24 protein-coding genes are annotated in these 25,993 nt (G+C 51.3%); 14 read left to right on the top strand and 10 right to left on the bottom strand.

Translation table 11 applies throughout. The features are described 5' to 3' along the window. Positions 1-43 precede the first annotated feature (43 nt). Entirely contained in the window at positions 44-775 is a 732-nt protein-coding gene (locus tag AC07OI_RS02670; RefSeq protein WP_495256207.1) for a substrate-binding periplasmic protein, read from the top strand. Positions 776-855: 80 nt separating this feature from the next. Here AC07OI_RS02670 and AC07OI_RS02675 read toward each other — a convergent pair whose 3' ends face one another. Then, positions 856-1,095, bottom strand: a complete 240-nt coding sequence (locus AC07OI_RS02675; RefSeq protein WP_492707715.1) for a SlyX family protein — start codon at positions 1,093-1,095, stop codon at positions 856-858. 138 nt (positions 1,096-1,233) lie between these two features. Between AC07OI_RS02675 and AC07OI_RS02680 the strand changes: the two genes are divergently transcribed. Further along, the gene (locus AC07OI_RS02680; RefSeq protein WP_495256208.1) at positions 1,234-2,619 is read left to right on the top strand and encodes a glycoside hydrolase family 18 protein; all 1,386 of its coding nucleotides are present in this window, start codon (positions 1,234-1,236) and stop codon (positions 2,617-2,619) included. A 12-nt stretch (positions 2,620-2,631) separates the two neighbouring features. Here AC07OI_RS02680 and AC07OI_RS02685 read toward each other — a convergent pair whose 3' ends face one another. The 3 genes from AC07OI_RS02685 to AC07OI_RS02695 form a co-directional block, all read right to left on the bottom strand. Then, the gene (locus AC07OI_RS02685) at positions 2,632-3,456 is read right to left on the bottom strand and encodes an NIPSNAP family protein (RefSeq protein ID WP_495256209.1); all 825 of its coding nucleotides are present in this window, start codon (positions 3,454-3,456) and stop codon (positions 2,632-2,634) included. Positions 3,457-3,610: 154 nt separating this feature from the next. Further along, on the bottom strand, positions 3,611-3,964 hold the full coding sequence (locus AC07OI_RS02690; protein WP_495256210.1) for a type II toxin-antitoxin system PemK/MazF family toxin: 354 nt from the start codon (positions 3,962-3,964) through the stop codon (positions 3,611-3,613). Positions 3,965-3,970: 6 nt separating this feature from the next. Continuing rightward, positions 3,971-4,999 (bottom strand): alpha/beta hydrolase fold domain-containing protein, encoded by a 1,029-nt coding sequence (locus AC07OI_RS02695; protein WP_495256211.1) that lies wholly within the window; start codon positions 4,997-4,999, stop codon positions 3,971-3,973. Positions 5,000-5,256: 257 nt separating this feature from the next. On the opposite strand from AC07OI_RS02695, the gene AC07OI_RS02700 reads away from it, so the two are divergent. Further along, on the top strand, positions 5,257-6,276 hold the full coding sequence (locus AC07OI_RS02700) for an HDOD domain-containing protein (protein WP_495256212.1): 1,020 nt from the start codon (positions 5,257-5,259) through the stop codon (positions 6,274-6,276). Positions 6,277-6,454: 178 nt separating this feature from the next. On the opposite strand, the gene AC07OI_RS02705 is transcribed toward AC07OI_RS02700, so the two are convergent. Then, complete coding sequence (locus AC07OI_RS02705) at positions 6,455-6,778, bottom strand: hypothetical protein (protein WP_495256213.1); 324 nt, start codon at positions 6,776-6,778, stop codon at positions 6,455-6,457. 748 nt (positions 6,779-7,526) lie between these two features. Here AC07OI_RS02705 and AC07OI_RS02710 point away from each other — a divergent pair. Next, the gene (locus tag AC07OI_RS02710) at positions 7,527-9,080 is read left to right on the top strand and encodes a B12-binding domain-containing radical SAM protein (protein WP_495256214.1); all 1,554 of its coding nucleotides are present in this window, start codon (positions 7,527-7,529) and stop codon (positions 9,078-9,080) included. On the opposite strand, the gene AC07OI_RS02715 is transcribed toward AC07OI_RS02710, so the two are convergent. The 5 genes from AC07OI_RS02715 to AC07OI_RS02735 all read right to left on the bottom strand — a co-directional run bounded on the left by AC07OI_RS02715 (position 9,081) and on the right by AC07OI_RS02735 (position 12,916). Then, entirely contained in the window at positions 9,081-9,458 is a 378-nt protein-coding gene (locus tag AC07OI_RS02715; RefSeq protein ID WP_495256215.1) for a hypothetical protein, read from the bottom strand. 46 nt (positions 9,459-9,504) lie between these two features. Continuing rightward, the gene (locus AC07OI_RS02720; protein WP_495256216.1) at positions 9,505-10,353 is read right to left on the bottom strand and encodes a substrate-binding periplasmic protein; all 849 of its coding nucleotides are present in this window, start codon (positions 10,351-10,353) and stop codon (positions 9,505-9,507) included. 32 nt (positions 10,354-10,385) lie between these two features. Then, positions 10,386-10,700, bottom strand: a complete 315-nt coding sequence (locus AC07OI_RS02725; RefSeq protein ID WP_495256217.1) for a metal-sensitive transcriptional regulator — start codon at positions 10,698-10,700, stop codon at positions 10,386-10,388. Positions 10,701-10,799: 99 nt separating this feature from the next. Beyond that, positions 10,800-12,242, bottom strand: coding sequence for a sensor histidine kinase (locus AC07OI_RS02730; RefSeq protein ID WP_492707698.1), 1,443 nt, complete (start codon positions 12,240-12,242; stop codon positions 10,800-10,802). Then, positions 12,242-12,916, bottom strand: a complete 675-nt coding sequence (locus AC07OI_RS02735; protein ID WP_495256218.1) for a response regulator — start codon at positions 12,914-12,916, stop codon at positions 12,242-12,244. The genes AC07OI_RS02730 and AC07OI_RS02735 overlap by 1 nt, the downstream gene beginning before the upstream one ends. A gap of 202 nt (positions 12,917-13,118) precedes the next feature. On the opposite strand from AC07OI_RS02735, the gene AC07OI_RS02740 reads away from it, so the two are divergent. The 10 genes from AC07OI_RS02740 to AC07OI_RS02785 all read left to right on the top strand — a co-directional run bounded on the left by AC07OI_RS02740 (position 13,119) and on the right by AC07OI_RS02785 (position 25,944). After that, a complete protein-coding gene (locus AC07OI_RS02740; RefSeq protein ID WP_495256219.1) occupies positions 13,119-15,041 on the top strand; it encodes a methyl-accepting chemotaxis protein in 1,923 nt (640 codons plus the stop codon). Positions 15,042-15,730: 689 nt separating this feature from the next. Continuing rightward, positions 15,731-16,846 carry an ABC transporter substrate-binding protein gene (locus AC07OI_RS02745; RefSeq protein ID WP_492707693.1) on the top strand — a complete coding sequence of 372 codons (1,116 nt, stop codon included), beginning with the start codon at positions 15,731-15,733 and terminating at the stop codon, positions 16,844-16,846. A gap of 96 nt (positions 16,847-16,942) precedes the next feature. After that, positions 16,943-17,935, top strand: coding sequence for a Bug family tripartite tricarboxylate transporter substrate binding protein (locus AC07OI_RS02750; protein ID WP_492707691.1), 993 nt, complete (start codon positions 16,943-16,945; stop codon positions 17,933-17,935). Positions 17,936-18,078: 143 nt separating this feature from the next. Continuing rightward, positions 18,079-19,155, top strand: a complete 1,077-nt coding sequence (locus AC07OI_RS02755) for an ABC transporter substrate-binding protein (RefSeq protein ID WP_492707723.1) — start codon at positions 18,079-18,081, stop codon at positions 19,153-19,155. Between the two features lie 130 nt (positions 19,156-19,285). Beyond that, entirely contained in the window at positions 19,286-21,064 is a 1,779-nt protein-coding gene (locus AC07OI_RS02760) for an ABC transporter permease (protein WP_495256220.1), read from the top strand. Between the two features lie 68 nt (positions 21,065-21,132). Continuing rightward, a complete protein-coding gene (locus tag AC07OI_RS02765) occupies positions 21,133-22,197 on the top strand; it encodes an ABC transporter ATP-binding protein (protein WP_495256221.1) in 1,065 nt (354 codons plus the stop codon). 132 nt (positions 22,198-22,329) lie between these two features. Beyond that, positions 22,330-23,760, top strand: coding sequence for an ATP-binding response regulator (locus AC07OI_RS02770; RefSeq protein ID WP_495256222.1), 1,431 nt, complete (start codon positions 22,330-22,332; stop codon positions 23,758-23,760). Positions 23,761-24,058: 298 nt separating this feature from the next. Next, positions 24,059-24,286: a hypothetical protein gene (locus AC07OI_RS02775; RefSeq protein ID WP_495256223.1), complete on the top strand. Its 228-nt coding sequence runs from the start codon at positions 24,059-24,061 to the stop codon at positions 24,284-24,286. A 44-nt stretch (positions 24,287-24,330) separates the two neighbouring features. Next, positions 24,331-25,275, top strand: a complete 945-nt coding sequence (gene dapA, locus AC07OI_RS02780; RefSeq protein ID WP_495256224.1) for a 4-hydroxy-tetrahydrodipicolinate synthase — start codon at positions 24,331-24,333, stop codon at positions 25,273-25,275. Between the two features lie 21 nt (positions 25,276-25,296). Then, positions 25,297-25,944: a hypothetical protein gene (locus AC07OI_RS02785; RefSeq protein ID WP_495256225.1), complete on the top strand. Its 648-nt coding sequence runs from the start codon at positions 25,297-25,299 to the stop codon at positions 25,942-25,944. Positions 25,945-25,993 lie beyond the last annotated feature (49 nt).

Raw genomic sequence — 25,993 nt, forward strand, 5'->3', positions numbered from 1 at the left:
AGTTGGCAAAACTTTTAATGCAATCACATTTTGAGAGACCAATATGAACAACAAAGCTCTTTTTCAATTCTGTGCGCTAGCTGCGCTGGCTGTTACCACCAGCAGCCAGGCTGACGACAAGATCGTTCTTAACTACAATGTGCGGCCACCCTATATAGTCGAAGAGCCGGATGGTTCCGCGTCAGGCTTGACGGCAAGTCCTGCAGCCAATGCCTTCAAAAGTGCTGGTGTGGCATTCACCTGGGCCAAAACGGCTCCCAACCGCCAATTGGCCATGGTGCAGGAAAATACGCAAAAAACCTGTGCCATAGGCTGGTATAAAACCGAAGAACGTGAAGGTTTCGCCAAGTTCAGCAAAGCCTTGTATCGCGACAAACCTGCTGTCATGATCGTCAACAGCAGTTTCAAGATCAAGGACAATGCCAAGCTGGAAGAAGTATTGACCATGCCAGGCATCAAGATACTCATCAAGGAAAAATTTTCTTACGGCCATTACATAGATGCAGCACTGGGAAAAATCAAACCACAGACGGTAGTTTCCAATGGTACCAACACCCAGATGCTGCAACTGGTTGCCAGCAAGTCAGCCGACCTGATGTTTGCAGCACCAGAAGAAGCAAATTACCTGATTGAGCAATCCAATATGGCGAAGGATAAGTTCAGCCAGTTCAAGGCAAGCGATATGCCTGACGGTGGGGAGAGATATCTTATTTGCAGCAAGAACGTACCAGATGACGTGATAGCAAAATTGAATAAGGCGATTAGTTTTAAATAGACCTTATTTAAGGTATGGGGGATGCGGTGCAAGGACTATGCGTATTTGCGTACACTGCATCCCGTGTCTTAACTTGGCATTCAATAATGCGGCGGTCTCTCATCCACCACGGCAGTGCGCTGGCTGGCAGCCACTGCCACTTCCCGTAAGCGTGCGGCCATCGCTGTGCATAGCGCTTCGAGTTCATCGATTTTCTTTTGCTGGCGATATACCTGGGTGTTCAGGGTATCGACCAGATCATCCTGGCGGGTCAGGCGTATTTCCAGGTCTATCAGTCGTTCTTCTGTTGTCATGATGCGGTTTTCCTTCAAAGTAGGCATATAGTATGCCATACCAGTCTGGTATTATAGTGGACTGGTATGCTTATCTTACAAGCCGCGCATGCAAGTGGTATGTTCAACTTTGGCAAGAAGTAAAAACCTGTTGACCCATTTTGGCCACGCTTGCATGCTATGAGCATGAAAATCACGTCCTCTACTCCTCGCCCCTTGCTGTCATGCCTGTTCGGTATGCTGGCCTTATGTTCCGCATTTACCACTCTGGCGAAAGAAGTCAGTAAGCCCGTGGTCATGGCGTATTACGCACTGGACAAAGAAAATATCAATCATTACGACGAGGGTAAAGTCGCATTCCCGGTATCTGCCATCACGGCAGACAAGGCGCGCATGCTCACGCATCTGAATTTCTCGTTCCTGACGCTAAGCGAGGATGGGAAATGTGCGCTGGAAGAGGGTACCAATCTACAGGCCGCAGGCAAGATATTTCATGCATTGCATGATCTGAAAAAACATAATCCTGATTTGCGCTTGCAGTTTTCCATCGGTGGCTGGGCTTATACCAATGATGATAGCCCCACGGCCGAGCGCTACCGCAAAGCAGCTGCGACAGCAGAGAACCGCAAGAAAATGGCGCGATCATGTGTCAGCTTCATGCGCGAATACGGCTTTGATGGTCTTGATCTGGATTGGGAATACCCACGTGCTGAAGATGCACAGAACTTTGTCGCCTTGCTCAAGGAAATGCGCTTGCAACTGAAGCAGGCCAAGCCATCAAATCAATTGTCAATTGCTGTCGCTGGCGGCGCTTTCAGCATGGCACGCACCTATCTGCATTTGCCGCAAATCGCTGCGCAGGTTGATTACGTTAATCTCATGAGTTATGACTTCAATGGAGCATGGGAAAAACTGGCCAACCATAATGCCCACCTGTTTGGCGATACGCGTGAACCCATGTTTGAAAACCCTTTGCGCACGCTGTCTTTCAAACCGGCATTGACGCAAAAAGAACTGGAAAAGCGTTTCCCTTCACCCATGGCATTGACAGTGGATGCCACAGTACAACAGCACCTGCATGCAGGTGTGCCTGCCAGCAAGCTGGTCATGGGCCTGCCATTTTACGGACGGGCTTACTTCAAGGTTGAAGCTAGCAATCAGGGCTTGTATCAGCCCTTTGTCACGCCTGCCGGTGATGTATATACAGGCGACCCCGGCTTGCTGACAGGGTGCGATGCCTGCACCGCACGCAAGGATCCACGCACGCCTGGCTATGGCGAAATCAAGAAACTCCTGGCCGCCAACCTGGGCTACAAATCCTATTTCAGTAACGAGACCAAGGTGCCCTGGATTTATAACGCTGAAAAGAAAATCTTGATCAGCTATGACGATGAACAGTCCTTCGCCTATAAAGTCGCTTACCTGAAAAAATACAAGCTGGCCGGTGCCATGTTCTGGCACCTGGGACAGGACGATGAAGAAGGTAGTCTCTTGCGCAGCTTACATACGAACCTGCATGACAAGGTCCGCGCAGTCAATCTTGCAGGTGGTGTGCATTATCAACCTAAATGATCAGAACTCATTTCAAGGTAAGAGTGAACGTGAAGCAGGTTCAAGCATCAGGATCTCTGGCCAGCGTCGCAGCGATTTATACAAATCAGCAAACGCCTGGTCACGCCACTGCGCATCAGCAGCCAGACGTTGCAGATAGCTTTCATACGCTGCGCGGTCAGGGTAGGCAGCGAACCAGACAAAGACATTCACATTCTCACGTACGGGCAAACGCTCAAATGTATTGTGGCTTTTTTCACTGACAAAACGTCCCATGACATGTGCGCCATGGCGTTCAAACATGGGCATAAGCTGCTCGTTGAATTTGCTGATGAATTCAGGCTGCACTTCTTGGGCAAAATGGTAAACCGTTACCACCACAAAACCACTACGTGGGCTTGTACTACCTGGCGCAGGCCGTGTGCGCGATCCCGGCATAAAGCCGCTGGCGGATGTAGCGGGACGTAGCAACAGTACGTCGTCGTTTTCATACAAAGTCGCGTTGGCCTCATTACGGTACGTCTGCCAGGTCTTGCCTGAATAAAAATCCGCCAGGGCTTGCTTGCGCGCCTCCATATTGCGAAAGCCGCGCAGCCAGGTGTAGCGGTAGGGATCATTCACGTCACGGAATTGCCCCAGCAGGCGTATCCCGGTTTCTTCCTGGGTTTCTATGAAATGCGTCTCAAACAAAGAGATCAGTGCATCGCGCTTACCCGGATAAGTCACATACTGGCGCAACTCTAAGACATTGCAGCATTCACCAGTATTGATGGTGTTGCCAGCTACTTCAGCAGTACTGGCCGTAGCAAGAGTACCCAACAGGGCAGCGCCAACCAAGGCAAGGGATGGGGTGTTCATTGCTTTTCTCCATGACAATTATGCGCGTGTTAATGCAGTGGAGTCAGCATATGTAGTAATTAGGACGATTCAAGTCCTAGATAAAATAATCACTCAAATAAATTAGCGACCGCGGAGAATGGGTAAGGGTCGCAAAATAAATCATTCACTTCTTTCATCGCGAAAAGAAAGCAGTCTGTTGGAATCTGATCCCCGCCAAAATCTGCAAGACTCTTTCGTCAGACAAATGACCTATGAATTCACCAAGTTGATTTTTAGGAATGGAAGAAATCTGGGATACCACCACCACGCTTTGCTTGTTCAAACTACCTTCACCCAGTTCCAGCAACACATTGCCCGGCTCCGTTACGCGCTTGAGATTGCTTGTCAGGGCGCAGACGATCACGGTAGCAATACGGGATTGATTAAAGATATCATCCTGCACAACCACATGCGGATGGGCCAGGCCGGGGACAGCACTACGCTCTTCGTCTGGATTTGCCCAGAAAATATCACCACGCTTGATCATGAGTTGTTATAGGCTGTCATGAGCTGTCTGGACAATGACGAGCGGCTTCAAGAAATTATCCACTGCCGCTGTGTAAGCATTATCCAGACCCAGGTTTTTATTGATATCGGCATGGCTCAGGCTTTGCGGCAGCAACAATGCCTGCATGCCCAGGGACCTGGCTTTATTGATAAATACTTCAGCCTGCGCGCAGGGTTTGTCTGGCCTGATGCTGGAGCATACGGCCACGAAGGGCGCTGCTGCCTGTTTCAATTGCAGGGTAGGTGAGCTGGCTTGCCAATAGGCAGGCTCAGCACCAAAGGCTTCATCATAAAAGCGGTAATGTTTTTGTTCCATGATTTTGTTGATATCGTAGGCTGCACTGTCAAGTGCGATGGTTGCCAGCCAGGCAGAGGCACCAGCCTTGGCCGCAATGGCGGGCGAACTGGCGAGCAGGGCGACCAGGTGGGCCCCGGCTGAGTGGCCCATGATGACAAAACGCTTGGGCGAGCCACCCCATTCTGCTGCCTTGCTCTGTGCGGTCGCCAGGGCTTTGGCGACATCATCGGCCTGCTCCAGCGGTTTGATGTCGGGCAACATGCGGTAATTGATGGAGATGAAAATATAGCCCTGGGGCAGCCAGTGCGCAGCCTTGTTTTCAACTACACCACGGGCAGTCTTGCTACCTGTCCTCCATGCGCCACCATGCACCATGAAGATGACAGGCATGGATTTTAGGCTAGCCGCATTCGCGGGCAGATACACGTCCATGGTCTGGCGTTTGTCACTGCCATAGGCGACATCGCGCAAGACCTTGGTACCGGCAGGTAAGCCTTGCGGGGCAAGGTCTGTTGTCTCTGTATCAGTCATTTCATTCTTTTCAGCCACCTGCTCTGCCCGTTGCTCTTTTCTTTCCTGCCTTTTTTCCATGATTTTGTCACGCAGCGCGCCTGCCTCTGCTGAAGCTGCAGGCACGGCAAGTGCCAGCGCCAGGCATACAGAACATGCTTGCAGGGCTGGATGACAAAGTGCAGAAAGGGCAAATAACTTGAACATGGTGAAACTCCAGGGACGAACAAGCGGGAATGGTAAGCCCTCATCTTAGAAAATCAGACTGCTTTTGCCCTAATCAATTTATGCAACAACTTGTAAAGCAAAGTAACATAATCAAGGCCAAAGCATGCGGTAGGTGTGCATGCAAGGCTGGGTTTATGCGAATATAACAGGCATCAACTTCAGGAGCGCTCAGACATGTTGCAGACTGTCCTGCTGTCCCCGACGCTTTGCCATCGCTGCCTTCAGCAGGAGGCAGAGTGCTGAGTTTTTTGCGCAGATTATGCTTGCGGCTGGGCATAGGTTCGGCCAAAGCTGATGCAGAGTCACTGCAGGCAGCAACTATCTTTAGCGCACCGGAAGACATCGTAGCCGAAGAGGGTGCCTGGCAGCCTGGCTTTGATGTCGATTCGCGTTTCTACCCCTGGCTGCTGGGTGAGTATGGCAAACAAATACAGCATGGAGCAGAAAAGCCCTTGCTGGTTGCACTTGACCGCCTGGTCAGGGCAGACTTCAGCAATACCCGCCACATACCCCGCGTGCCCAGTGTACTACCACAACTGCTGAAAAGCCTGCGTAATGAAAATGTCTCGGTCGATGAACTGGCCAACCATATCGCCAAGGATGTGACCCTGTTGGCCGAGATCATCAGTGAAGTGAACAGCTCTTACTACAGCCCGGCAGACAAGATCAGCAATCTGGACAACGCCATACGTCTGTTGGGTATCAATGGCTTGCGCATGCTGGTGGCACGCACGGCTTTCCGGCCATTGATACAGCTACAGTCGGGTCGTATTACATGCGTGGTTGCACCACTGATCTGGGAACAGTCAGAAAAATGTGCGCAGGCTTGCCGCCTGCTGGCGCAAGAGCGCGGTCTTGATGGTTTTCATGCTTTTCTGGCGGGGCTGGTGCAAAACATAGGCTTGATCATTGCCTTTCGAAGTCTCGATCAAATCATGGTGGCACCAGTCATGCCGCTGGCAACAGAATTTCGTCTGCGTTTTTTACATATGGCGCATATTCTGTCTTACCGCATTGCCAAAGAATGGGATTTTCCCGATGCCGTCATGCAGGCACTCAAAGACCAGGTCAGTCATGATGGGCCACTACAGGATTTGGGGCTGGCGCTGAAACAGGCAAGCGATATCAGTAAAATCAGATTGCTGGTCAACGCCGCTGTCATCAGCGCAGATGATGAAGATTTGTGCCTGGCCGCAGACGCAGAAATGCAGCGCTGTTTTACAGCGCTGCATTTACAGGATAAGGATGATGGTTAACAGGCCCTGAACTCATTTCCTACGCCCATTTTCAAAACAAAAACTTCCGCACGATGCCGATAATGAAGTCGAAAATCTTTGTTTTAAAAACGGGCTGTCGTCAAGAAAAAAGCCGTTTGCAAATACTGACATCCCGCGTGGTTTTGGCGATGACTATCGCGCAAAAAACACATCTTGATCAGCCTTGAACATGTTTGCGTGATGCGGCTTTTTCTGCCACTTGCTGACGTTCAAATTGCTCAGCTCTATCCATCGCCATTTTTTCATCAGCAGTCATTCTCTTAGCACTGATCAGCACTGTTTGCGTCACGTCCTGGGCTGCGTCAAATGCCAGTTTTTGTTCTTCAGTCATACGCTTTGCAGAGATAGTCACGCTGGCGATGTCCATGCTTGCTTCAGCTTTGCCTTGGGTAAAAGCAGCAGTGATTGCCAGTGCGCCAGTCAGCAATGCTGTAGACAAAATCAGGCCAGTTTTGAATGTGTTGTTGATTGTGTTTTTCATTTCGTTTTCCTCTTTGTGGTTGGTTGATGTGTGTACTTTAGAGCTTGCGCTGTCAATCCGCGAGGGGCATGCGACGAAACGCAGGAAACGGAGATTGAAGTGTCAAAAACACCTCTCCAACGTTTTTTACGTCGAAGAATTTGATGAAGAAAAACGGCAGGAAAGGGGGCTGACTGACTGGCTTAAGCAGCCTGAACCAGTGCTTGCACTATCCGGCAAGACATGAATGAGCGATGAGAAAACACAGGTTGCAGACTTGTAGATATAGGCGAATACATGCTGAAAGTGAGAAAGGGATGCGATATTACATCCATGTGAATTGGAAATATGACTTAACAGTGACATTCACATTTCATATAACAGACATCTGATCATGTGATTGGATTAACAAGTTTGCTTCTCTTATCATGAACTTGTTTTTAATCAACCAAGGAAATATACATGATCACCGCTATCGTTTTTGCTCAAATACTGGCAACTATCGTTATGCTGACTGCTGCCCTGACTGACTGAGTCTGACGCCGTCATAAGTAGTAATTGCATACAAGTAGTATTTATACAGGCTGAATTTACAGACCGAATTTGCAGCTGAATCAGGCCTGAGGCATACAATGCCAGATAAGTAAGTTTCTTCACCAGCATATGCGCGGCCGTCTGGCGTCGCGCAACGATGCACAGTAATCATGGCAGGATGCCTGCCGTTGAGGCGTACAATAGCGTACTTTAGCTGCTCCCGCCTTTTCGCACCATGACTATCCTGCTGACCACCCTGAACGCCCGCTATACCCATGCTTCTCTGGGGCTGCGCTATTTGCTTGCGAATATGGGCGAGCTGCAGCCAGTCACGCGGATACAGGAATTTGTCACTGGTGCGCGCAGTACCGATATTGTCGAAAAAATCCTGGCACTGCGCCAGCCCGGTGAAAAATTCATCGTCGGCTTTGGTGTCTATATCTGGAACGTCGTTGAAACCACGCAGATCGTCGCTGTCCTGAAACGTGTCGCACCTGACGTCGTGGTGGTACTCGGCGGCCCCGAGGTATCGCATGAAACCGGCGACCAGGAAATCATACGCCTGGCAGACTATGTGATTACCGGCTGGGGCGACGTCAGTTTCCCCGCCCTGTGCCAGCAAATCCTGCACGGCCCGCAACCACTGATGAAGGTGCATGCGGGTCTGCAACCACCTATGGCCGACATACAATTGCCCTACCACTTGTATAGCGACCAGGACATCCGTCACCGCACCCTGTATGTGGAGGCTTCACGCGGTTGCCCATTCAAATGCGAATTCTGCCTGTCTGCACTCGACAAGACGGCCTGGCCGTTTGATATAGACCAGTTCCTGCAAGAGATGGAAGTGCTGTATCAACGTGGCGCACGCCTGTTCAAGTTTGTTGACCGCACTTTCAACCTGAACATCAAAACCAGTTTGAAGATCATGCAGTTCTTTCTCGACAAACTGGAGGCAGCACCGCATGACCCTGTGTTCGCCCATTTTGAAGTGGTGCCAGATCATTTGCCAGATGCCTTGAAAGAGGGCATACAAAAATTCCCTGAAGGCAGCCTGCAATTCGAGATAGGCATACAAAGTTTTAACACCGACGTGCAAGCCCTCATCAGCCGCAAGCAAAACAATGAAAAAGCTGCCGAGAACATACGCTGGCTGTGCGAACATTCACACGCGCATTTGCATGTGGATTTGATCGCTGGCTTGCCGGGTGAAACCATGGAGAGTTTTGCCGCAGGCTTCAACAAGCTGGTGGCCCTGGGCCCACATGAGATACAGTTCGGTATCTTGAAACGCCTGCGCGGCACACCGATTATCCGCCACACAGAAGCCTATCAACTGGCTTTTGATCCGCAGCCGCCCTACACCATACTGGCCAACAAAGACATCGCCTTTGGCGACATGCAAAGGCTGATACGCTTTGCTCGTTACTGGGACATGATTGCCAATTCAGGACGTTTTTCACACAGCCTGCCCCTGATATTGGCAGATACCGCTTTTGAAAACTTCATGGCCTTGTCAGACTGGCTGTTCGTCAATACCGATGCGACCCACCGCATCGCCCTCGACAAACTGGCCGCACTCGTCAACAGGTGGCTGCTGGAAGTGCATGGTGCAAGTAGTGAAGCAGTGCAAGCTGCTGCTTCGCAGGACTATGCCGGGCAAGCCATACACAAGCAAGGCAACAAAGCTGATCCATCGGCCCCTCAAAGACAGACCAGGAAAGAAGCTGCCAGGGAAGTAGTGGCAAAGGCTTTGCCGCAAAGGCAGGCACGTCATATGGCGGCTTGATCACAGAAGAGGGTTGACCAACTCAAAGGAGTTCTCAGGAAGAACTTCTCCAGAAAAAACACCCACTACTGCCAGATCAAACCTTTCTTTGAATGCGTGCAGTTCCCCAGTGCTCATGTTAAGGATACTAAATACATCTTTCTCATCAAAATGAGCAGTAAATAACCTATCGATATTGGACTGTAGTTTGACTATTGCCCATGTCAATTGCTTATCTATTGATTCGGAATTTTTCAATTTATTTGCAACTAGAATAAGATCGGTATGCAACAACCAGAATTCTTTCTTATTCCATATGCCGTGTTCCGTTAGTTGTTCATAAAAACTACCCACCCAATTCGCATTGCCTGGCAGGTTACGGAAAATATTTTCAAACATTGAAACTTGCACGTACGTTCCTCATTCTGTAAGCGCTGGCACCTACTTATTTATCACTGATCAGTATACGGCCGATCTCGCCTGATTTTCTGCCTGCCAGTATCGCTGCATTGAGCTTGCGTATCCATTCTTCATATTGCACACCAGTTGCAGCGAAATGCAATTCATCAACCAGCATGGGTTTGGGTAAGACTTTGAATGCTTGCTCCAGGCTTTTGTCGCTGGTGCTGGATTCTTTACGCAAGATACGTATCAATAATTGTTCGACCTCGTCTGCCTGGGCACGGCGGTCGCCAAAGATCATCACATCCATTCTTTTATTGATGAGTTTTTTCAAGCGTGCGCCGTGTGAGCCTACGTCTTCTTCCACCTGGAACAAGACATTGCGCTGGCTGTCGAATTCATCGCCATAGCTGGTACCGCGGATGACGCCAACCGTCTTTCCTTTCAGGTCCAGCATATTGTTATAAGTAAAGCTGGCATCGCTACGTGTCACCAGCCAGACATAGTTGGCATAAATGGCTTCAGAGAACTGGTAAGTCTGCAGACGTTCACGGTTTTTTGAGAGACCAAAAACGATGCCCTCACCAGTCCTGGCATTGACTAATAAGCGTGTCCAGGGATAACGGCGAATTTCAAATCTGATTTGCAGCTGATGTTCAAAATAATTCAGCAACTGCCGGATTTCATCACGTATGGGTACGATGTCACCAGCTTCATTGCGCAATTCACGTATCAGCAAAACCAGCTTTTCCTGCTTTGCCGTCTCTGTCGCCATGCCGGGACTAGCAGCGAACAGTGCAGAAGCCAACAGCAGCAGACACAAGCCCAGCCACGCAGGCTGCCTGAGTTTGCGCATGCCTTGTGCTGCAACTGATTTCGCCTGAATGAACATACGGCGCTTCGTTTTCGTTTAGTGCATCATGGTCAGGCGAATTTTTCCAGCAAAGACGCCAGACGCCGGGTGCTGGCGATGGCTTCTTCTGTCGTCTCGGCCTTTTCTGCATGGGTGATAACTGCGCTGGTGAGCAAGGTCACAAAAGACCGGTCCAGCGCCTTGCGTGCTGCTGACATCTGTTGTGCCACTGCCTCACAATCAGCTGGCACTGCCGCCTTGGCAATCAATTTTTGCACGCCACGCAATTGCCCTTCTACCCTGGCCAGCCGGTGTAACAAGTCCTTCTTTTGCTGTTCATTTAAAGCCGTGCCTTGCACTATTTTCAGTGGGGGAGTATCTGCCATGAAAATGCTCCTTCGCTATGGTGTGCCTGAATTTATTGAATAGAGAACTCATTTCATCAATAGGGATGAGATGAGTTCTACATACTACTACCGAGTATGCTACACCACTCCGGTGACTATAGGGAAACGGATATGAACGCGCAGGCCCGACACAACAGTGCCCGCCTCTGTCTGCAAGTCAGCATCTGCCAGACTGATATCACCACCATGCAATTTGACAATGTCATGCACGATGCACAGCCCCAGGCCTGTACCGCCGGGATTGGCAACAGAACTGGCGGAGGCGCGGTAAAAGGGTTCGAATACTTTTTCACGTTCGGTCTCTGCGATGCCCGGCCCCGTATCCTGGATATCTATCTTCGCTTGCGCATTCTCCAGATAGACACGCAAGACTATGCGGCCACCTTCCGGGGTATAGCGTATGGCATTATCCAGCAGGTTACTCAGCATTTCATGCAGCAGCAAGGTGTTGCCGCGATAAGGGATGTCTTCATCGGCTTCCAGTGCCAGGTCTATTTGTTTGCGCACCGCGGGCATGGCCAGTTCCAGACACACTTCTTGTGCCAGCTGGTTCAGCAAGATATCTTCCAGCTCTGCCGCTACCGCACCATGGCCGGTACGCGCCAGTGTCAGCAAGCGGTTCGCCAGATGGACCGTGGCATCGGTAGTCTGGGCAATGCTGGCGACGATCTGGCGCATGGCTACCGCATCATTTTCGCGCAGTGCCAGTTCCGCCTGGGTTTTCAATACCGTCAGCGGCGTACGTAACTGATGTGAGGCATCGGCGATGAAACGCTTTTGCCCGTTGATCAGGGTCTGCAGCCTTTCCATATAGGCATTCATGGCATTCACCAGCGGGCGTATTTCTTTGTGCACGACATTCGGGTCAAAGCCGGACAAATCAGTAGGCTCACGTGCCTCTACATCAGCCCGCAATTGCATGATAGGAGCGAGTACAAAGCGCAAAGCCACCCAGACCATGAGCGCTACCGCCAGCACCAATGCCGCCTGGCGCAACAGGGTATCGATGAGGATTTTGCGTGACAGGCCGCGCCGCGCATCCAGGGTTTCACCCACTTCTATCAGGGCAATACCACGCATCTGGTCGTCATACACAGGCTGGTGCAGGGCGGCGATGCGCACAGGCTGCTCCTGGTAATCAGCATGAAAGAAATGCACGAGGGCAGGGTAAATCTCTGAACGCGGTACATTCTTGGGTAAATCGGGCAAGTCTTCATAGCCGGAAACAAACTCACCATTGACACCTGTGACCTTGTAATACAAACGCCCCAGGGTATCGGTTTCAAAGCTATCCAGCGCGACATAGGGCACATTTGCCACCACTTTGCCATCAACGATCTGCACTCTTTCTGCCAGTGCCCGTGCGGAAGACAGCAGTGAACGGTCATACGCCAGATCAGCCGCATCGAGAGCATTGCGGTATACAGAAAAAGCATTCAGCGCCACCAGCAAGACCAGGGGTATCAACAACCAGCGCAAGAACTGCCCGCGCAAACTCCCCAGTCGATAAGGTCTGGCCATCAGCGTGCTTCCAGCAGATAACCTATGCCACGCAGGGTGACGATGACGACCTTGCCAGTGCTGACGGTATCAAGCTTCTTGCGCAGGCGGTGGATATAGATTTCTATGGCATCGAGATTGGCGTCATCATCGAGGGCAAACACTTCATCGAAAAGTTTGTCCTTGGATACTGCCTGGCCGGGACGGCTGATCAGGGTTTCAAGCACCGCGTATTCACGCGGGGTCAGTGACAGTGGCTGACCTTCATAGTGGAACTGCCGTATGACGGTATCAAAGCTCAGGGCACCGCAAGTCAGCGTGACCGCTTCGTTGCCCTGGGCACGACGCAGCAGGGCTTTGACGCGCGCTTCCAGTTCGGCCAGCTCGAATGGCTTGGGCAGGTAATCGTCAGCACCAGAATTCAAACCCTGCACCCGGTCATTCAGACCGCCACGGGCAGTCAAAATCAGTACAGGGGTCTTGCTGCCACGCGCGCGCATGCGTTTCAGCACATCCATGCCATCCATCTTGGGCAAGCTCAGATCAAGAATGACCAAGGCATATTCCTGGGTATGCAAAAGCGCGTCGGCATCTGCCCCGTTCATGGCGGTTTCCACCGTCAGGTGGGCATCGCGCAAGGCCTTGGCCAGCCAGTGGGACAACTCGATATGATCTTCAACTAATAGTATGCGCATACACAGCCTGTTCACTCCGGATTTCCGCTAGGCTACCAGCCTGATTCAAAAGCGTCACTATTTCTGTAACTATTTCTGACAAGAAAAACGTGCAGATTTCAATAAACGCATCGCAATCCTCATTCGCCTGAGCTAAGATAAATTTATAAACTTTCTGCCTAACAAGACAATTCTATTGGTTAACTCAATAAAGGGGGCTGGGATGACATCGATATTGACAAAGTTGTTACTATGGCAAAAATTTGTGCTATTGAGTGTCATAGCCCTGGTTTTGACCGCTATCCCAACTGCCCTGTATTACCTGGAGTCATCCAAAAACCTGGACGCTGCACTGGCAGAAAAACAAGGCCTGCCAGTCATGACTCTGATACTCAAAACGGTGCAACTGACGCAACAGCACCGGGGTTTGTCAGCGCTTGTCCTGGGTGGCATCGCCAGCGAAAAAGACAAACGCGAGGCAAAACAGAAAGAAGCTGACGCCTCCTATGCAAGCATGGCTGCCATCGTCAAAAAAATTAATGATAAAGCCATCACTGACGCCTGGAACAAGGCTGAACAAGACTGGAATACGCTGCGCGACCAGGTGTCCAAAGCCAGCATCGCCGTACCTGCCAGTTACCAGGCTCATAGTGCTCTGGTACCCAAACTGCTGCTGGTGAACGACCTTATCGGCGACTATTACGGTCTCAGCCTTGATCCCAATATAGACAGTTACCAGCTGATACAGGCGATGTATTATGTCCAGCCCTATCTGACTGAAGAACTGGGGCGCATGCGTGCCAAGGGTGCCGGTTTGCTGACTAAAAAAGAAGCCACGCTGGAAGACAAGATGGTTGTGTCTGATCTCATTGCCAGATCAAATGACCGTACCTTGCAAATGAACAATTCATTCAACAAGGCCGTACTCAGTAATCCGGATATCGAGAAAAAACTCGGTGCCGTCATGAAAGAAGCCACAGGCCAGGCCACAGGCGCGATGAAACTGGCCACTGAAAAAATTGCCAAGGCCGAGACACTGGATTTCTCATCAGTGGAGTATGTGCAAGTGACTACCCGGGCCATCGATACGCAATTTCAGCTCAATGCTGATGCCACCAAGGAATTGCACAGCATACTGGATCAGCGCATCAGCGATTTCTATCAACTCCGATGGACCATGATCATCGCCATGCTGGCGCTGATCTGCGTGGCAGGTCTGTTTGCCAGAGCCATTGCGCGATCAGTCAGTGTCCCGCTGGAACAGGCCATCGTAGTGGCTCAGCATATCGCCAGTGGCGACTTGCGTTATCCCGCTGATGCCAGTGGCCACAATGAAACCGGACGTCTGTTACAGGCGCTGGAAGACATGCGCGTCAGCCTGATAGGCATTGTCGGCAACGTCAGGGACAGCATAGAGAATATCAATAATGGCACTCATGATATTGCCAAGGGGAATGTGGACTTGTCAGCACGTACCGAGACCCAGGCTTCCAGCCTGGAAGAAACCGCTTCGTCAATGGAGCAGATGACAGGTACGGTCAAGCAAAACTCCGACAGCGCCAGGCAGGCCAATCAACTCGTCAATGATGCCAGCAAGGTAGCCACCGAGGGCGGCGGCATCGTCAACCAGGTTATCCACACTATGGAAGCCATCAATGACAGCTCGCGCAAGATTTCTGAAATTATCGGCGTCATCGACGGCATCGCCTTCCAGACCAATATCCTGGCCCTGAACGCAGCCGTCGAAGCCGCCCGCGCAGGCGAACAAGGCCGTGGCTTTGCCGTAGTCGCCGCCGAAGTCCGCAACCTGGCCCAGCGTAGCGCCACCGCCGCCCGCGAAATCAAGGGCTTGATAGGCAGCAGTGTAGAACAGGTCGATGCCGGTAATGAACTGGCTGGCCATGCCGGCAAAGCCATGAACGACATTGTCGCCAGCGTCAAACGCATCACCGACATCATGTCAGAAATCGTCACCGCCACCGCCGAGCAAAGCACAGGCATAGAACAAATCGACCTCGCCATCACTCAAATGGACGAAATGACCCAGCAAAACGCCGCCCTGGTGGAACAGGCAGCTGCCGCTGCCGAAGGCTTGCAGGAACAATCGCAGGCACTGGTGCAGACGGTGAGTGTGTTTAAATTGTAGCGGGACGGTACTTTGCAAGTAACCAAGGGACGCGCAAGCGTCCCTTTTAGTTTGTTGAATTGCAATACACTGAGCAATCTGGATAGATGACGCATTGACGTTGTATTTGACTTTGGGGTTGCTTTTGAACTTCGCAGTTCCCATGTGTCGGCGCCGATTGTGCGGTACAGAAAATGGAAATAGAAGAGCCGCTGTTTGAGGTATAGCAGGGATTTCGGACAGTATGCTGTCCGCCTGCGTAACGGCATGCGCTTGCAAGCGCATGTTCCTAAAGCAAGGCCGCAGGCGAGTTTCGGATTTTCCCATTTTTTGTACTGCACAATCGGGAACCCCGCAGGGGCAACGACGCCTGGGTCGCCTTTCTTTGAACACTTACTTTGGCGACACAAAGAAAGTATTTCGACTGCCGGGCCGAGACCCGGCTTGTATCCACGAAGGGTAATTGCTTTGATCAAAGTACGGCAATTCAACAAACGCCGCTGGATTCCAGCCAAGAGCATGCTGGAGCGCCAGCCCGGTGGAATGACGTAATTGAGATTGCAGTTCGAATCAAGAATCAAACCAAAGCTCGCGTACGTTCACTGTACGGCTAACTTCCCAAAAATCTCTCAAAGGCCCCTGACTGCAAGCAAACTGAAAGCTCCCCGGCTCTATGCTCCCTTACAAAAAAAATCCCGGAGACTACCATCATGAAGCCATTACGCCTCAGTTTCTTCCTGCTCGCCTGTTTCATCTGCCCTGCCATCGCCAGTGCAGAGGGTAAAATCGTCATAGGCCAGTCCGTAGAATTATCCGGCCAGGCCACCGGCAAAGAAAACCGCGAAGGTGCCCAGTTGTATTTTGATGCACTGAACCGCCAGGGCGGCATCCATGGCAAGAGCATAGAATTCATCAGCTATGACGACAAACGCGATCCGGCGCTGACCAAAGAAAATACCCTGAAACTCATCAATGAAGACCATGCGATTGCCCTGTTTGGTTACCGCAGCACTCCCACTATAGAAGCCATCTTGCCCTTGCTGGACAAATATGCAATACCTTTGATTGCCCCCTTTTCTGGCGCTCAAAGCCTGCATCAGCCTCTGCAACCTCAGGTATTCAATCTGCGCGCCAGCTATCAGGATGAAGCGGCCAAGATGGTAGTCTCGCTGGCTGACCTGAGTATCAGCAAGGTCGCGATCCTGCATCAGGATGACAGCTTTGGCAAAGATGGCCTGAACGGCTTTGTCAGCAATCTGGAAAAGCGCAATATGCGCGCAGTTGTCATCGCCAAATACGATAGAAAAGAAATGAAAGTCGATGCAGCCGTTGCCAGTATCGCGGCAACGTCCCCGCAAGCGGTATTGATGGCATGTACACCGGCAGCCTGCGCCGACTTCATCCGGCAAATGCAAAAATTGGGACAAAGACCGCAATTTTTGATGCTCTCGAATGTCAATTCCGATGATTTCTTCAAATCCCTGGGGGCGGAAGGGCGCGGCATCGGTGTCATGCAAGTCATGCCTTATCCACGGGATATAGGCATACCTGTCGTCAAAGAGTTGCAAAAAGTGCTGAAATCGGCCAAAAATCCGCCGCCTTTGTCCTATGCTGTACTGGAAGGCTATGTTGCCGCCAAATTAATGGCTGAAGCCTTGCGCCGTGCCGGTAATAACCCAGACTCAAAAAAATTGCTGCTGGCACTGGAGAGCATGCGCAATGTTGACCTGGGCGGGGTGGAAGTCAGTTATGGCCCCAAGGACCATGATGGCTCGCACTTTGTAGAGCTGACCATCGTTGGTAAAAATGGCGTGATATTGCGGTAAGCTACAGTTGCAGTTCAATAGACTCACATTTTGTGAAAGCCTACTGAAAGTTTCATTTCGGTATGATCCATGTAACCCTTAGCCTATGGTCTTATCATGCACATCCGGCCTACACATCTGACACTCCTGCTGAGCAGCCTGCTGGCCTGCATGCAGGCGGGTGCCGTCAAGCCGGAGCCGTCAGCAGAAAAACATGAAGCGGCCATGTGCATAGTCCCGGCCAAACCCGGTGGCGGTATGGACCTGACCTGCAAGCTGGCACAGCAGGTTCAACAGACAGGCGCCAGCCAGCCCATGCAAATCAATTACCTGCCTGGCGGTGTAGGCGCTATCGCCTGGACCACCATCATTTCCCAGAGAAAAGCCGAGGCCAATACCCTGGTTGCCTATTCCGGCGGTTCACTGCTGAATCTGGCAGAAGGCAAATTCGGTAAATCCGATGCCAGCAATGTGCGTTGGGTAGCCGCTATCGGTACCGACTACGGCATGATCGCCGTACGCAAGGATTCCCCTTATAAAAACCTGCGCGAATTGATGGATGCCATCAAGAGCAAGCCCGCCAATATCGCCATTGGTGCCGGTGGCACAGTTGGTAGCCAGGACTGGCTGAAGATGGCACAGATAGGCAAGCAGGCAGGCATAGATTCCAAAACCATGCGCCTGGTGGCCTTTGAAGGGGGTGGCGAATCTTTCACAGCCCTGCTGGCCGACCATGTACAGGCCGTCTCTGGAGATGCCTCTGAAGCCAGTCTGCATGCCCGTGATGACAAGATACGCGTGCTGGCCGTTTTATCCGATGCGCGCCTGCCCGGCCCGCTGGCGAATGTACCTACCGCGCGGGAGCAGGGTTTTGATGTGACCTGGCCCATCATCCGTGGCGTCTACATGGGGCCGCAGGTCAGCGACAAGGATTATCAGAAATGGGTCAGCTATTTCCAGCAAGCCATGAGTACTCCTGCCTTTGATGAGCAGAGAAAAATCCACGGCCTGTTCCCCTTCGCCATGACAGGCAAGGAGCTGACTGAGTACATACAAAAAGCCGTCAACAATTACCGTCTGCAAGCAAAAGAATTCGGCATGGTGCGTTAGCGCCTGCCAGTAGTTGTCCTTAGTTACCAGTCAGAAACCCAATAAGCCCAATCAGTACATATCAGTCAACGCAAGCTCGTATTACCCGAATAAACAATAACAGGAGAAGACAAATGCAAACAAAAAATTATTTCATCAAAAGCATGGCCGCCCTCGCCGTAGGCAGCATGATGATGCTCAATGCCCAGGCGCAGGCACCAGCCGGTTATCCGGCTGATTACAGCAAGATCGTCGACGGCGCAAAAAAAGAAGGCAAGCTGGTCATCTACAGTGCGACCGATACCAAGGCCGTAGAATCACTGATCAAGGATTTCCGCAGCATGTATCCTGATGTGCAGGTTGAATACAATGACATGAATTCCACTGAAGTATATAACCGCTATATCTCGGAAATGGCGGCGGGTGGTAATAGCGCCGACCTGATGTGGTCATCTGCCATGGATTTGCAAACCAAACTGGTCTCCGATGGTTATGGCCTGCAATATGCATCGCCAGAAATCAGCGGTATACCGCAATGGGCAATCTGGAATAATTCTGCTTACGGCACGACTTTTGAACCAGCGGTTTTCGTTTACAACAAACGTCTGGTCAGTGCTGACGAAGTACCAAAAACCCATGCTGAATTTGCCAAGATCATCAACAGCAAGCTGGATAAATTCAAAAACAAGGTCACTACTTACGACATCGAAAAATCTGGCGTAGGTTTCATGTTCATCACCCAAGACAGCCGTGAAAACAAGGAATTCTGGGAACTGGCCAAGGCCTTCGGCAATGCCAGCGTGCGCGTGCAATCATCTACCGGCACCATGCTGGAACGCCTGTCTTCTGGCGAAAACCTGCTGGGCTATAACATCCTCGGCTCTTATGCCCTGGTACGTGCTGCCAAGGATCCATCCATAGGTGTGCAAATCCCCAAGGATTACACCCTGGTATTGTCACGTGTGATGTTCATCAGCAAGGCAGCCAAGCATCCAAATGCGGCCAAGTTGTGGCTGGATTACACCCTCTCGAAACGTGGCCAGACCATGATCGCGAATGAAGCCAAGCTGTATGCGATACGTGCCGACGTCAAGGGTGAAACCACGTATTCCGACCTGGCAAAACTCATCGGTATCGGCCTCAAACCTTTGCCAGTCAACCCGATGTTATTGCAATATCTTGATCAAAACAAACGCCTCGCTTTCCTGAAACAATGGAAAGAAACTGCGGGCAAAAAATAAGTCTGAGGGCACCGTGCAAATTCCAAGCTGCACGGTGCCAACCGGCTCTTCCTGCGGGATATTTTCCCCGCAATGCCTGTATGGCAAATCGCATTCTGATTGAATCTCAACCCTTGATATTGGGCTAAGCATGAGTACCCTGAGTCTACCTCCGCGCAGCCGGTGGTCGCAATTCAACTGGCCGCGTGGCCTGGTTGTGACCCTGACGCTGCTGGCAATTTTTACGCCGCTGTCACTGATCCTGTTCCAGAGCTTTTTAAATGCTCCCTTCTTTTCACCGGTAAAAGAACTGGGACTGGATTCCTATCGCTTCATCTTTGATGATCCTGATTTCCGCCAGGCATTCTGGAATGGCCTGATCCTCGCTTCTGGTCTGGCTGGCATCGCCGTTCCACTCGGCGGTTTGCTGGCCTTCCTGATGATACGTACCGACTTGCCGGGCCGTGGCTGGATAGAACCGATGTTGCTGGTACCTATCTTTGTCTCACCCATGGTGATGGGCTTTGGATATGTGGTGTCCATGGGGCCAGTAGGTTTCTATACCCTGTGGGTCAAGCAAATGACGGGGGTTGAGCCATGGAATATTTACTCCTTCTTCAGCATCGTCCTGATCGCCGGCCTGACTCACGTGCCACACGTTTACCTGTATTCATCTGCGGCCTTAAAGAGCCTGGGCTCGGACGTGGAAGAAGCAGCACGGGTCGCCGGTGCCTCGCCTTTCCAGGTTGCCATGCATGTATCTCTGCCCATGATCATGCCAGCGCTGGCTTTTGCTGCGGTGCTGGTGTTCTTCCTGGGATTTGAAGTGTTCGGCCTGGTGCTGGTACTGGGTGACCCTGAAGGCCATCTGGTACTGGCGACCTATCTTTACAAGCTGACCAACAAGCTGGGCACACCGTCTTACCACCTGATGGCAGCAGCAGCTGTCTGCCTGGTCGCGGTGACCATGCCGCTGGTGATGGTGCAGCGCTGGTTGTTGAAGTCAGCGAATAAATATGTGTCTATCAAGGGCAAGGGTTCACGCCAGAAACCGCTGCCACTCGGCAAATGGAAATGGCTGGCTTTTGCTGTACTGGCTGCCTGGCTGATTTTCACTATCGTGCTGCCATTGTCCGGCATCGTCCTGCGCGCTTTTGTCTCGTATTGGGGCGAAGGCGTCAAACTGGCGGATGTGATTACCCTGCAGCATTTCAAGGACATCCTTGAACAACCTTCTTTGATGCGCGGCATATTCAATACCGTGCTGATAGGCATCATCGGTGGTGCGCTGGCAGTGATTTGCTATGCCGGTATTGCCCTGGCCATGCACCGCAAACCTGACGGTATCACCCGCCTGCTGGATTACAGCGTGCTGGTACCACGCGCAGTCCCCGGTTTGCTGGCTGGTCTGTCTTTCCTGTGGGTATTCCTGTTCGTACCCAGCTGGCTGGAAGGTGGCCTGAAGGGTTTTGACAATGCCTTCTGTATCTGGCTGATAGAAAATGTCATCCCGCAATTGCGCGCCTTGCGTTCCACCATCTTCTCGGTCTGGATTGCTTATTCCGTGGTGTGGATGGCTTATGGTTTGCGTCTGATTTCCACCGCCTTGCTGCAAGTTGGGCCTGAGCTGGAAGAAGCGGCGCGTGCAGTTGGTGCCAGCCGTGGCCAGGTCACACGTGATGTGACGCTGCCGCTGGTCAAGTTTGGTTTGCTGGGCGCCTGGCTGATGGTCTTCCTGATTTTTGAACGTGAATATTCAACTGGTGTGTACCTGCTGTCGCCGGGTACGGAAGTCATCGGTGCATTGATTGTTTCGCTGTGGGCGGGTGGTTCTGTTGATCTGGTGGCGGCTTTGTCCTTCATCAATATCACTCTGGTTGCCATAGGTTTGGGACTGGCCCTGCGCTTTGGCGTCAAGCTAAGTCACTGAATTAGTCACTGATGACATTCCATAAAAATTTCATTGCATAGCAATACAAAAAAATACGAGAGCACACTATGTCTGAATTAAGCGTACAAGATTTAACCCTGGAATATGGTTCCGGCGCTACTGCCAACCCCATTCTCAAAGGCGTGTCGATGAACTTGCAGCGTGGCGAGGTAGTCGCCCTGCTTGGCCCTTCGGGTAGCGGCAAGACCACACTGTTGCGCGCAGTAGCGGGGCTGGAGTCCCCCAAGACCGGCACTATCACCCTTGGTGAGCGCGCCATTTTTGATGGCAGCAAGGGTCTGGAAGTACCGGCAGAACAACGCAACCTGGGCCTGGTATTCCAGTCCTATGCACTGTGGCCACACAAGACTGTATTCGACAATGTCGCCTACGGTCTGAAGCTGCGCAAGCTGGGCACCAGCGAAATCAGTGACAAGGTCAAGGATGTATTGGGCCAGCTGGGCCTGGGCCATCTGGGTGAACGCTTCCCGCATCAATTGTCAGGCGGTCAGCAACAGCGTGTGGCGATTGCCCGTGCACTGGTGTATAACCCTCCTGTAATTTTGCTGGATGAGCCTTTGTCGAATCTGGATGCCAAGCTGCGTGAAGAAGCGCGCGCCTTCCTGCGTGAACTGATCGTCAGGCTGAACCTGTCAGCCCTGATGGTGACGCATGACCAGGGCGAGGCGATGGCGATATCTGACCGCATCCTGTTATTGAACAATGGCGTCATAGAACAGCAAGGCACGCCGCAAAGCATGTATGAAACGCCAGATACCCTGTTCACTGCCGAATTCATGGGTAGCAATAACAAACTCAAAGGCAAGGTAGTCCAGCGCAATGGCGACACTGCCACCATCAGTGTCAATGGTGCATCATTGAAAGCCACAGTGCGCGGCAAAAATGTCGGTGAAGAAGCAACTGCCATCATCCGCCTGGAAAAAGTCAAGATCACTGATAACCAGACCGAAAACGCCATCAAATTGCCATTGACGACCTGCATGTATCTCGGTGACCGCTGGGAATGCCTGTTCGGTCATGCCGAAGGTGGCTTGCGGGCGTATTCGCCATTCAAGCTGAGCCCTGGTGAGTATTATCTGCAACTGGATGCAGACAAACTCTGGCTGTATTAAAAGCCGTTCATTACCCAAGATAGCCCCGCATTGAATAACAATGTGGGGCTTTTTTGCATTCAAGGCAGGAATTTTGCTCAAGACTGTATACTGGGGACTTATTTCATCTTATTTGCTCCGCATGTCCTCAAGATGTTTAATTTCCGCAATCGCCTGCTAACAGTCTTTGCCATGCTGGTTTGCCCCTGGCAAGTGGCCAGTGCGGGCGCGCCTGCTGCTGGTCTTGTGTCGCCTCACGAGCTAGATATCTGGTCCTGGCTGACGCTGGCCCTGCTGGCACTGGTTATAATTACTGCAGCCTATACCTGGCATGTGCGCGCCCTGAAACGCCAGAAGCGGGCACTGGAAACTGAAATCAGGCTCAGGACTGCAGAAATACAGGCACAAAAAGAAGAACTCGAAAAAATCAACCAGACCTTGCTGAAAGTGAACAAGCGGCAAGAAGCACAGCAAAGCGAACTGACACGCTTCCTGGCCGTTGCCAGCCATGATTTGCGCCAACCCATGCATGCGCTGAATCTTTATCTCGGCGCCTTGTTTAATTTTGAGCTGCCAGCCGCTGTACGCCCCGTCGTGAACAATCTCCGAAACTGCGCACGTACCATGGATGACATGTTTGCTAATCTGCTGGACCTGTCACGTCTGGATGCGCAAATCGTCGAACCACAATTACAAGAATTTGCTATCGCCGAAGTGCTCGGTAAACTCGACGTTGAATTCACTCCCCAGGCAATAGCCAAGGGTCTGCAATTTGAAATCCATCACAGCATGGCCATCGTCAACAGCGATGCTGACCTGGTCGAGCAGATACTGCGCAACCTGATTGCCAATGCGCTGCGGTATACCCCGGATGGCCAGGTAGTAGTCAGATGCATGGAATTTGATCAGCAGTTGCAAATCGCCGTTGAAGATACCGGCATAGGCATTTCTAAACATGACCAGGAAACCATCTTTGAAGAGTTCTTCCAGGTAGAGTCAGCATCAGAATCCAGAAGCAGCACCGCAGGCATGGGATTGGGCCTCGCCATCGTACAAAGACTGGTGCGTCTCTTGCATATCCCCATCAAATTACAGTCTCAACCTGGCCAGGGCTCGACATTTGCCATCAGTCTGCCACTCGCTGCCAGCCAGGAAGTGACAGACAAGCATGGTCGCAGCAAGGCCAGCAACAGCGCCTCTCTGCTGCAAGCCCTGATTGTCGTGATTGATGATGATGAAAGCATACTGACGGCCATGCGAGCCTTGCTGGAGCGATGGGATGCACGCGTCATCACCGCGACCACTGGTACTGATGCACTGGCACTATGCAGCGAAGAAATCAAGATTCCTGATTTGCTGATCTGTGATTACCGTCTGAAACTCAATGAAAACGGCATCAACGTTATCGCCAACCTGCGCGAAGAATTCAATCATCATATTCCTGCAATACTGATTACTGGTGATGCCTCGCCGCAATTGTCAGGTGATGCAAAAGCGGCCAAACTGATATTGATGCACAAGCCCATACAGGCAGAGAGCTTGCATGGAACCCTGACGCAATTGCTCAATGAAGCGAAAGAGTAAAAGCAAAAGAGGTAACACGCGGATGAAAAGAATTTACATCATGTTTACGATTTCCCCCTCTATTTTTTAGAGAATCTTTACGCTGTGGCTGCTAATCTTGAATTGTGTCAAACAGCACGAGATTACGATGAATCAGTATCCCGGTCACACCTCTGAAAATTATTCAGACGTCTTAACATCCTGCAAACGCGAGAAATTTTTATTTGAAAATCATCGCCAACGCAAAAGCGCTTATGCCCTGCATCAGCCTGTAGTCACCTATAAAACGCCGGCGAAATTAGTACAAAATGATTTCGTCATGCGTATCACCGTTGACTCGGCCAGCATCACTGAATTACGTCATCTGATACTCAAATCCTGCGGTGACCTGGTCCTCTTCATGCGTGTCAAACCGATAGACCACGCCAGCAAAATGAAGGTGTGGCTTTGCCTGAGCAAGTCCTCGGTCGATACCATCATCAGCCACATCATGCGCGCCTTGCCGCACGCTGAATTCGGGAAAATCACACCGCTGCTGGCGAGTTGATTTACGACACTCCGGTCACTTCCATTTTTTAAAAAGAAATTATTATGTCTATCTATGAAGGCATCTGGGTTCCGCTCGTCACGCCATTTAAGAACGGCAAACCCGAGCTGGATAAAGTACAGCAACTGGCTACGCAATTGATGGCCGCAGGCATACACGGCCTGGTAGTCTGCGGCACTACCGGCGAAGCGGCGACGCTGGCTGAAAATGAGCAAAAGCAGTTACTGGCTGCCGTGCTTGAAGTGACAAAGAATTCATGCCCTGTACTGATGGGCATCAGTGGTAGCGACACACACTGGCTGACAGAAAAAGTGCAGGCCTATGATGAACAGCATCTGCAGGGATTTTTACTCAGTGCACCATCTTATCTGCGTCCTTCGCAAGAGGGCGTGCTTCTGCATTTTGAGGCTATCGCCAAGGCAACTGAGAAGGATATCGTCCTGTATAACGTACCAGCCAGGACGGGTGTGAATATAGACCTGAGTACTGTCATCGCTCTTGAGAAACAAAAAAATATCGTCGCCATCAAAGAGAGCAGTGGCAACTTGACGCAAATGATGGGTCTGGTGAATTGCAGTCATCTGAAAGTCTTGTGCGGTGATGATGCCATGTTGCTCGACACGTTGAGCATGGGCGGCCAGGGTGCTATTTCTGCTGCGGCGCATGTCCGGCCTGATCTGTTTGTGCAATTGTATGAACTCATGCGCGCTGATTATTTCCCAGAAGCGCAGGCCCTGTTTTCTGAAATACAACCCCTGATACGCCTGCTGTTTTCTGAATCCAATCCAGCACCTGTCAAGGCAGCACTGGCTATGCAGGGTTTGATACAGGAAGAATTGCGCCTGCCCATGACAGCCATGTCCCTGGCCGGAAAAATCAAACTCGCGCATGAGCTGGAGAGGCTGGCTGATTTGCCATTGCCAGTCAAAGCCAGAAGTTTGCCAAGTCCAGTCATCAACAATATCCGTACCCTGCGCATGGTGCGCTGAATATTTCAATCAAGACATACTATGATCATCACCATCGCACATGGCGCGGGAGATTGTGCCAAATCCATTGTGGCCGACAATCTCGCTACCTTGCGTACACTGTCAGGTAGCAAACTTATCTTGCTTGATAACGACGCCCGTCACTCATCACTGGACTGGAGCCGCGCCCGCCGTCGCACGGCTGACTGCACACCAGTGACTGTGCGGAGAGTCAGCGGCAAAGGCATGCAGGCTGAACTGGAAAATCTCGGTTTTCATTACCAGGATATAGTCATTGATGCAGAAGCACGCGACTGCATGGGCAGCCGCAGTGCATTGCAGGCAGCCCATGTCACCATACTGGTGATCGACCTTGATCAACTCGCGCAATTACAAGAGCAAGAGCTAAGCACGCGCATACAGCTGGCACAGACAGAAAATCCCGGCATGCGAACTCTGGTTGTTATGAGTTCCAGGGACGTTCAGGCTACCGTTGATAAAGTGGCCAGGGTAAAGAATTTTGTCAGCAAGCTGGAAACTACAGAATTATTTCCCTACCCCTTATTCTGCGGTGGCAGTTTTCATCAGGCGTATCAGGATGGCATGTCCGTCTGTGAATGTCCAGCTGCGCATCCCATGACGATCAAGGCCTTGCAGGCATTGTCCAGCAAGGTATTCGCCAGCCATTGAAAATGCGGAAGACAAAAACCGATAACAGAATGTCTTACGCAATGAAGCG

The sequence above is a fragment of the Undibacterium sp. GW821-FHT07F11 genome, assembly GCF_059418665.1.

Excerpts from the sequence above, each read along its gene's own strand:
- AC07OI_RS02685 (WP_495256209.1), bottom strand. The coding sequence starts at position 3,456 with ATGAACACCCCATCCCTTGCCTTGGTTGGCGCTGCCCTGTTGGGTACT.
- AC07OI_RS02745 (WP_492707693.1), top strand. The coding sequence starts at position 15,731 with ATGAAGCCATTACGCCTCAGTTTCTTCCTGCTCGCCTGTTTCATCTGC.
- AC07OI_RS02735 (WP_495256218.1), bottom strand. The coding sequence starts at position 12,916 with ATGCGCATACTATTAGTTGAAGATCATATCGAGTTGTCCCACTGGCTG.
- dapA (WP_495256224.1), top strand. The coding sequence starts at position 24,331 with ATGTCTATCTATGAAGGCATCTGGGTTCCGCTCGTCACGCCATTTAAG.
- AC07OI_RS02755 (WP_492707723.1), top strand. The coding sequence starts at position 18,079 with ATGGCCGCCCTCGCCGTAGGCAGCATGATGATGCTCAATGCCCAGGCG.
- AC07OI_RS02770 (WP_495256222.1), top strand. The coding sequence starts at position 22,330 with ATGTTTAATTTCCGCAATCGCCTGCTAACAGTCTTTGCCATGCTGGTT.
- AC07OI_RS02760 (WP_495256220.1), top strand. The coding sequence starts at position 19,286 with ATGAGTACCCTGAGTCTACCTCCGCGCAGCCGGTGGTCGCAATTCAAC.
- AC07OI_RS02705 (WP_495256213.1), bottom strand. The coding sequence starts at position 6,778 with ATGAAAAACACAATCAACAACACATTCAAAACTGGCCTGATTTTGTCT.
- AC07OI_RS02680 (WP_495256208.1), top strand. The coding sequence starts at position 1,234 with ATGAAAATCACGTCCTCTACTCCTCGCCCCTTGCTGTCATGCCTGTTC.
- AC07OI_RS02670 (WP_495256207.1), top strand. The coding sequence starts at position 44 with ATGAACAACAAAGCTCTTTTTCAATTCTGTGCGCTAGCTGCGCTGGCT.
- AC07OI_RS02720 (WP_495256216.1), bottom strand. The coding sequence starts at position 10,353 with ATGTTCATTCAGGCGAAATCAGTTGCAGCACAAGGCATGCGCAAACTC.
- AC07OI_RS02740 (WP_495256219.1), top strand. The coding sequence starts at position 13,119 with ATGACATCGATATTGACAAAGTTGTTACTATGGCAAAAATTTGTGCTA.
- AC07OI_RS02710 (WP_495256214.1), top strand. The coding sequence starts at position 7,527 with ATGACTATCCTGCTGACCACCCTGAACGCCCGCTATACCCATGCTTCT.
- AC07OI_RS02785 (WP_495256225.1), top strand. The coding sequence starts at position 25,297 with ATGATCATCACCATCGCACATGGCGCGGGAGATTGTGCCAAATCCATT.
- AC07OI_RS02690 (WP_495256210.1), bottom strand. The coding sequence starts at position 3,964 with ATGATCAAGCGTGGTGATATTTTCTGGGCAAATCCAGACGAAGAGCGT.
- AC07OI_RS02725 (WP_495256217.1), bottom strand. The coding sequence starts at position 10,700 with ATGGCAGATACTCCCCCACTGAAAATAGTGCAAGGCACGGCTTTAAAT.
- AC07OI_RS02695 (WP_495256211.1), bottom strand. The coding sequence starts at position 4,999 with ATGTTCAAGTTATTTGCCCTTTCTGCACTTTGTCATCCAGCCCTGCAA.
- AC07OI_RS02765 (WP_495256221.1), top strand. The coding sequence starts at position 21,133 with ATGTCTGAATTAAGCGTACAAGATTTAACCCTGGAATATGGTTCCGGC.
- AC07OI_RS02730 (WP_492707698.1), bottom strand. The coding sequence starts at position 12,242 with ATGGCCAGACCTTATCGACTGGGGAGTTTGCGCGGGCAGTTCTTGCGC.
- AC07OI_RS02715 (WP_495256215.1), bottom strand. The coding sequence starts at position 9,458 with ATGTTTGAAAATATTTTCCGTAACCTGCCAGGCAATGCGAATTGGGTG.
- AC07OI_RS02750 (WP_492707691.1), top strand. The coding sequence starts at position 16,943 with ATGCACATCCGGCCTACACATCTGACACTCCTGCTGAGCAGCCTGCTG.
- AC07OI_RS02775 (WP_495256223.1), top strand. The coding sequence starts at position 24,059 with ATGCGTATCACCGTTGACTCGGCCAGCATCACTGAATTACGTCATCTG.
- AC07OI_RS02675 (WP_492707715.1), bottom strand. The coding sequence starts at position 1,095 with ATGCCTACTTTGAAGGAAAACCGCATCATGACAACAGAAGAACGACTG.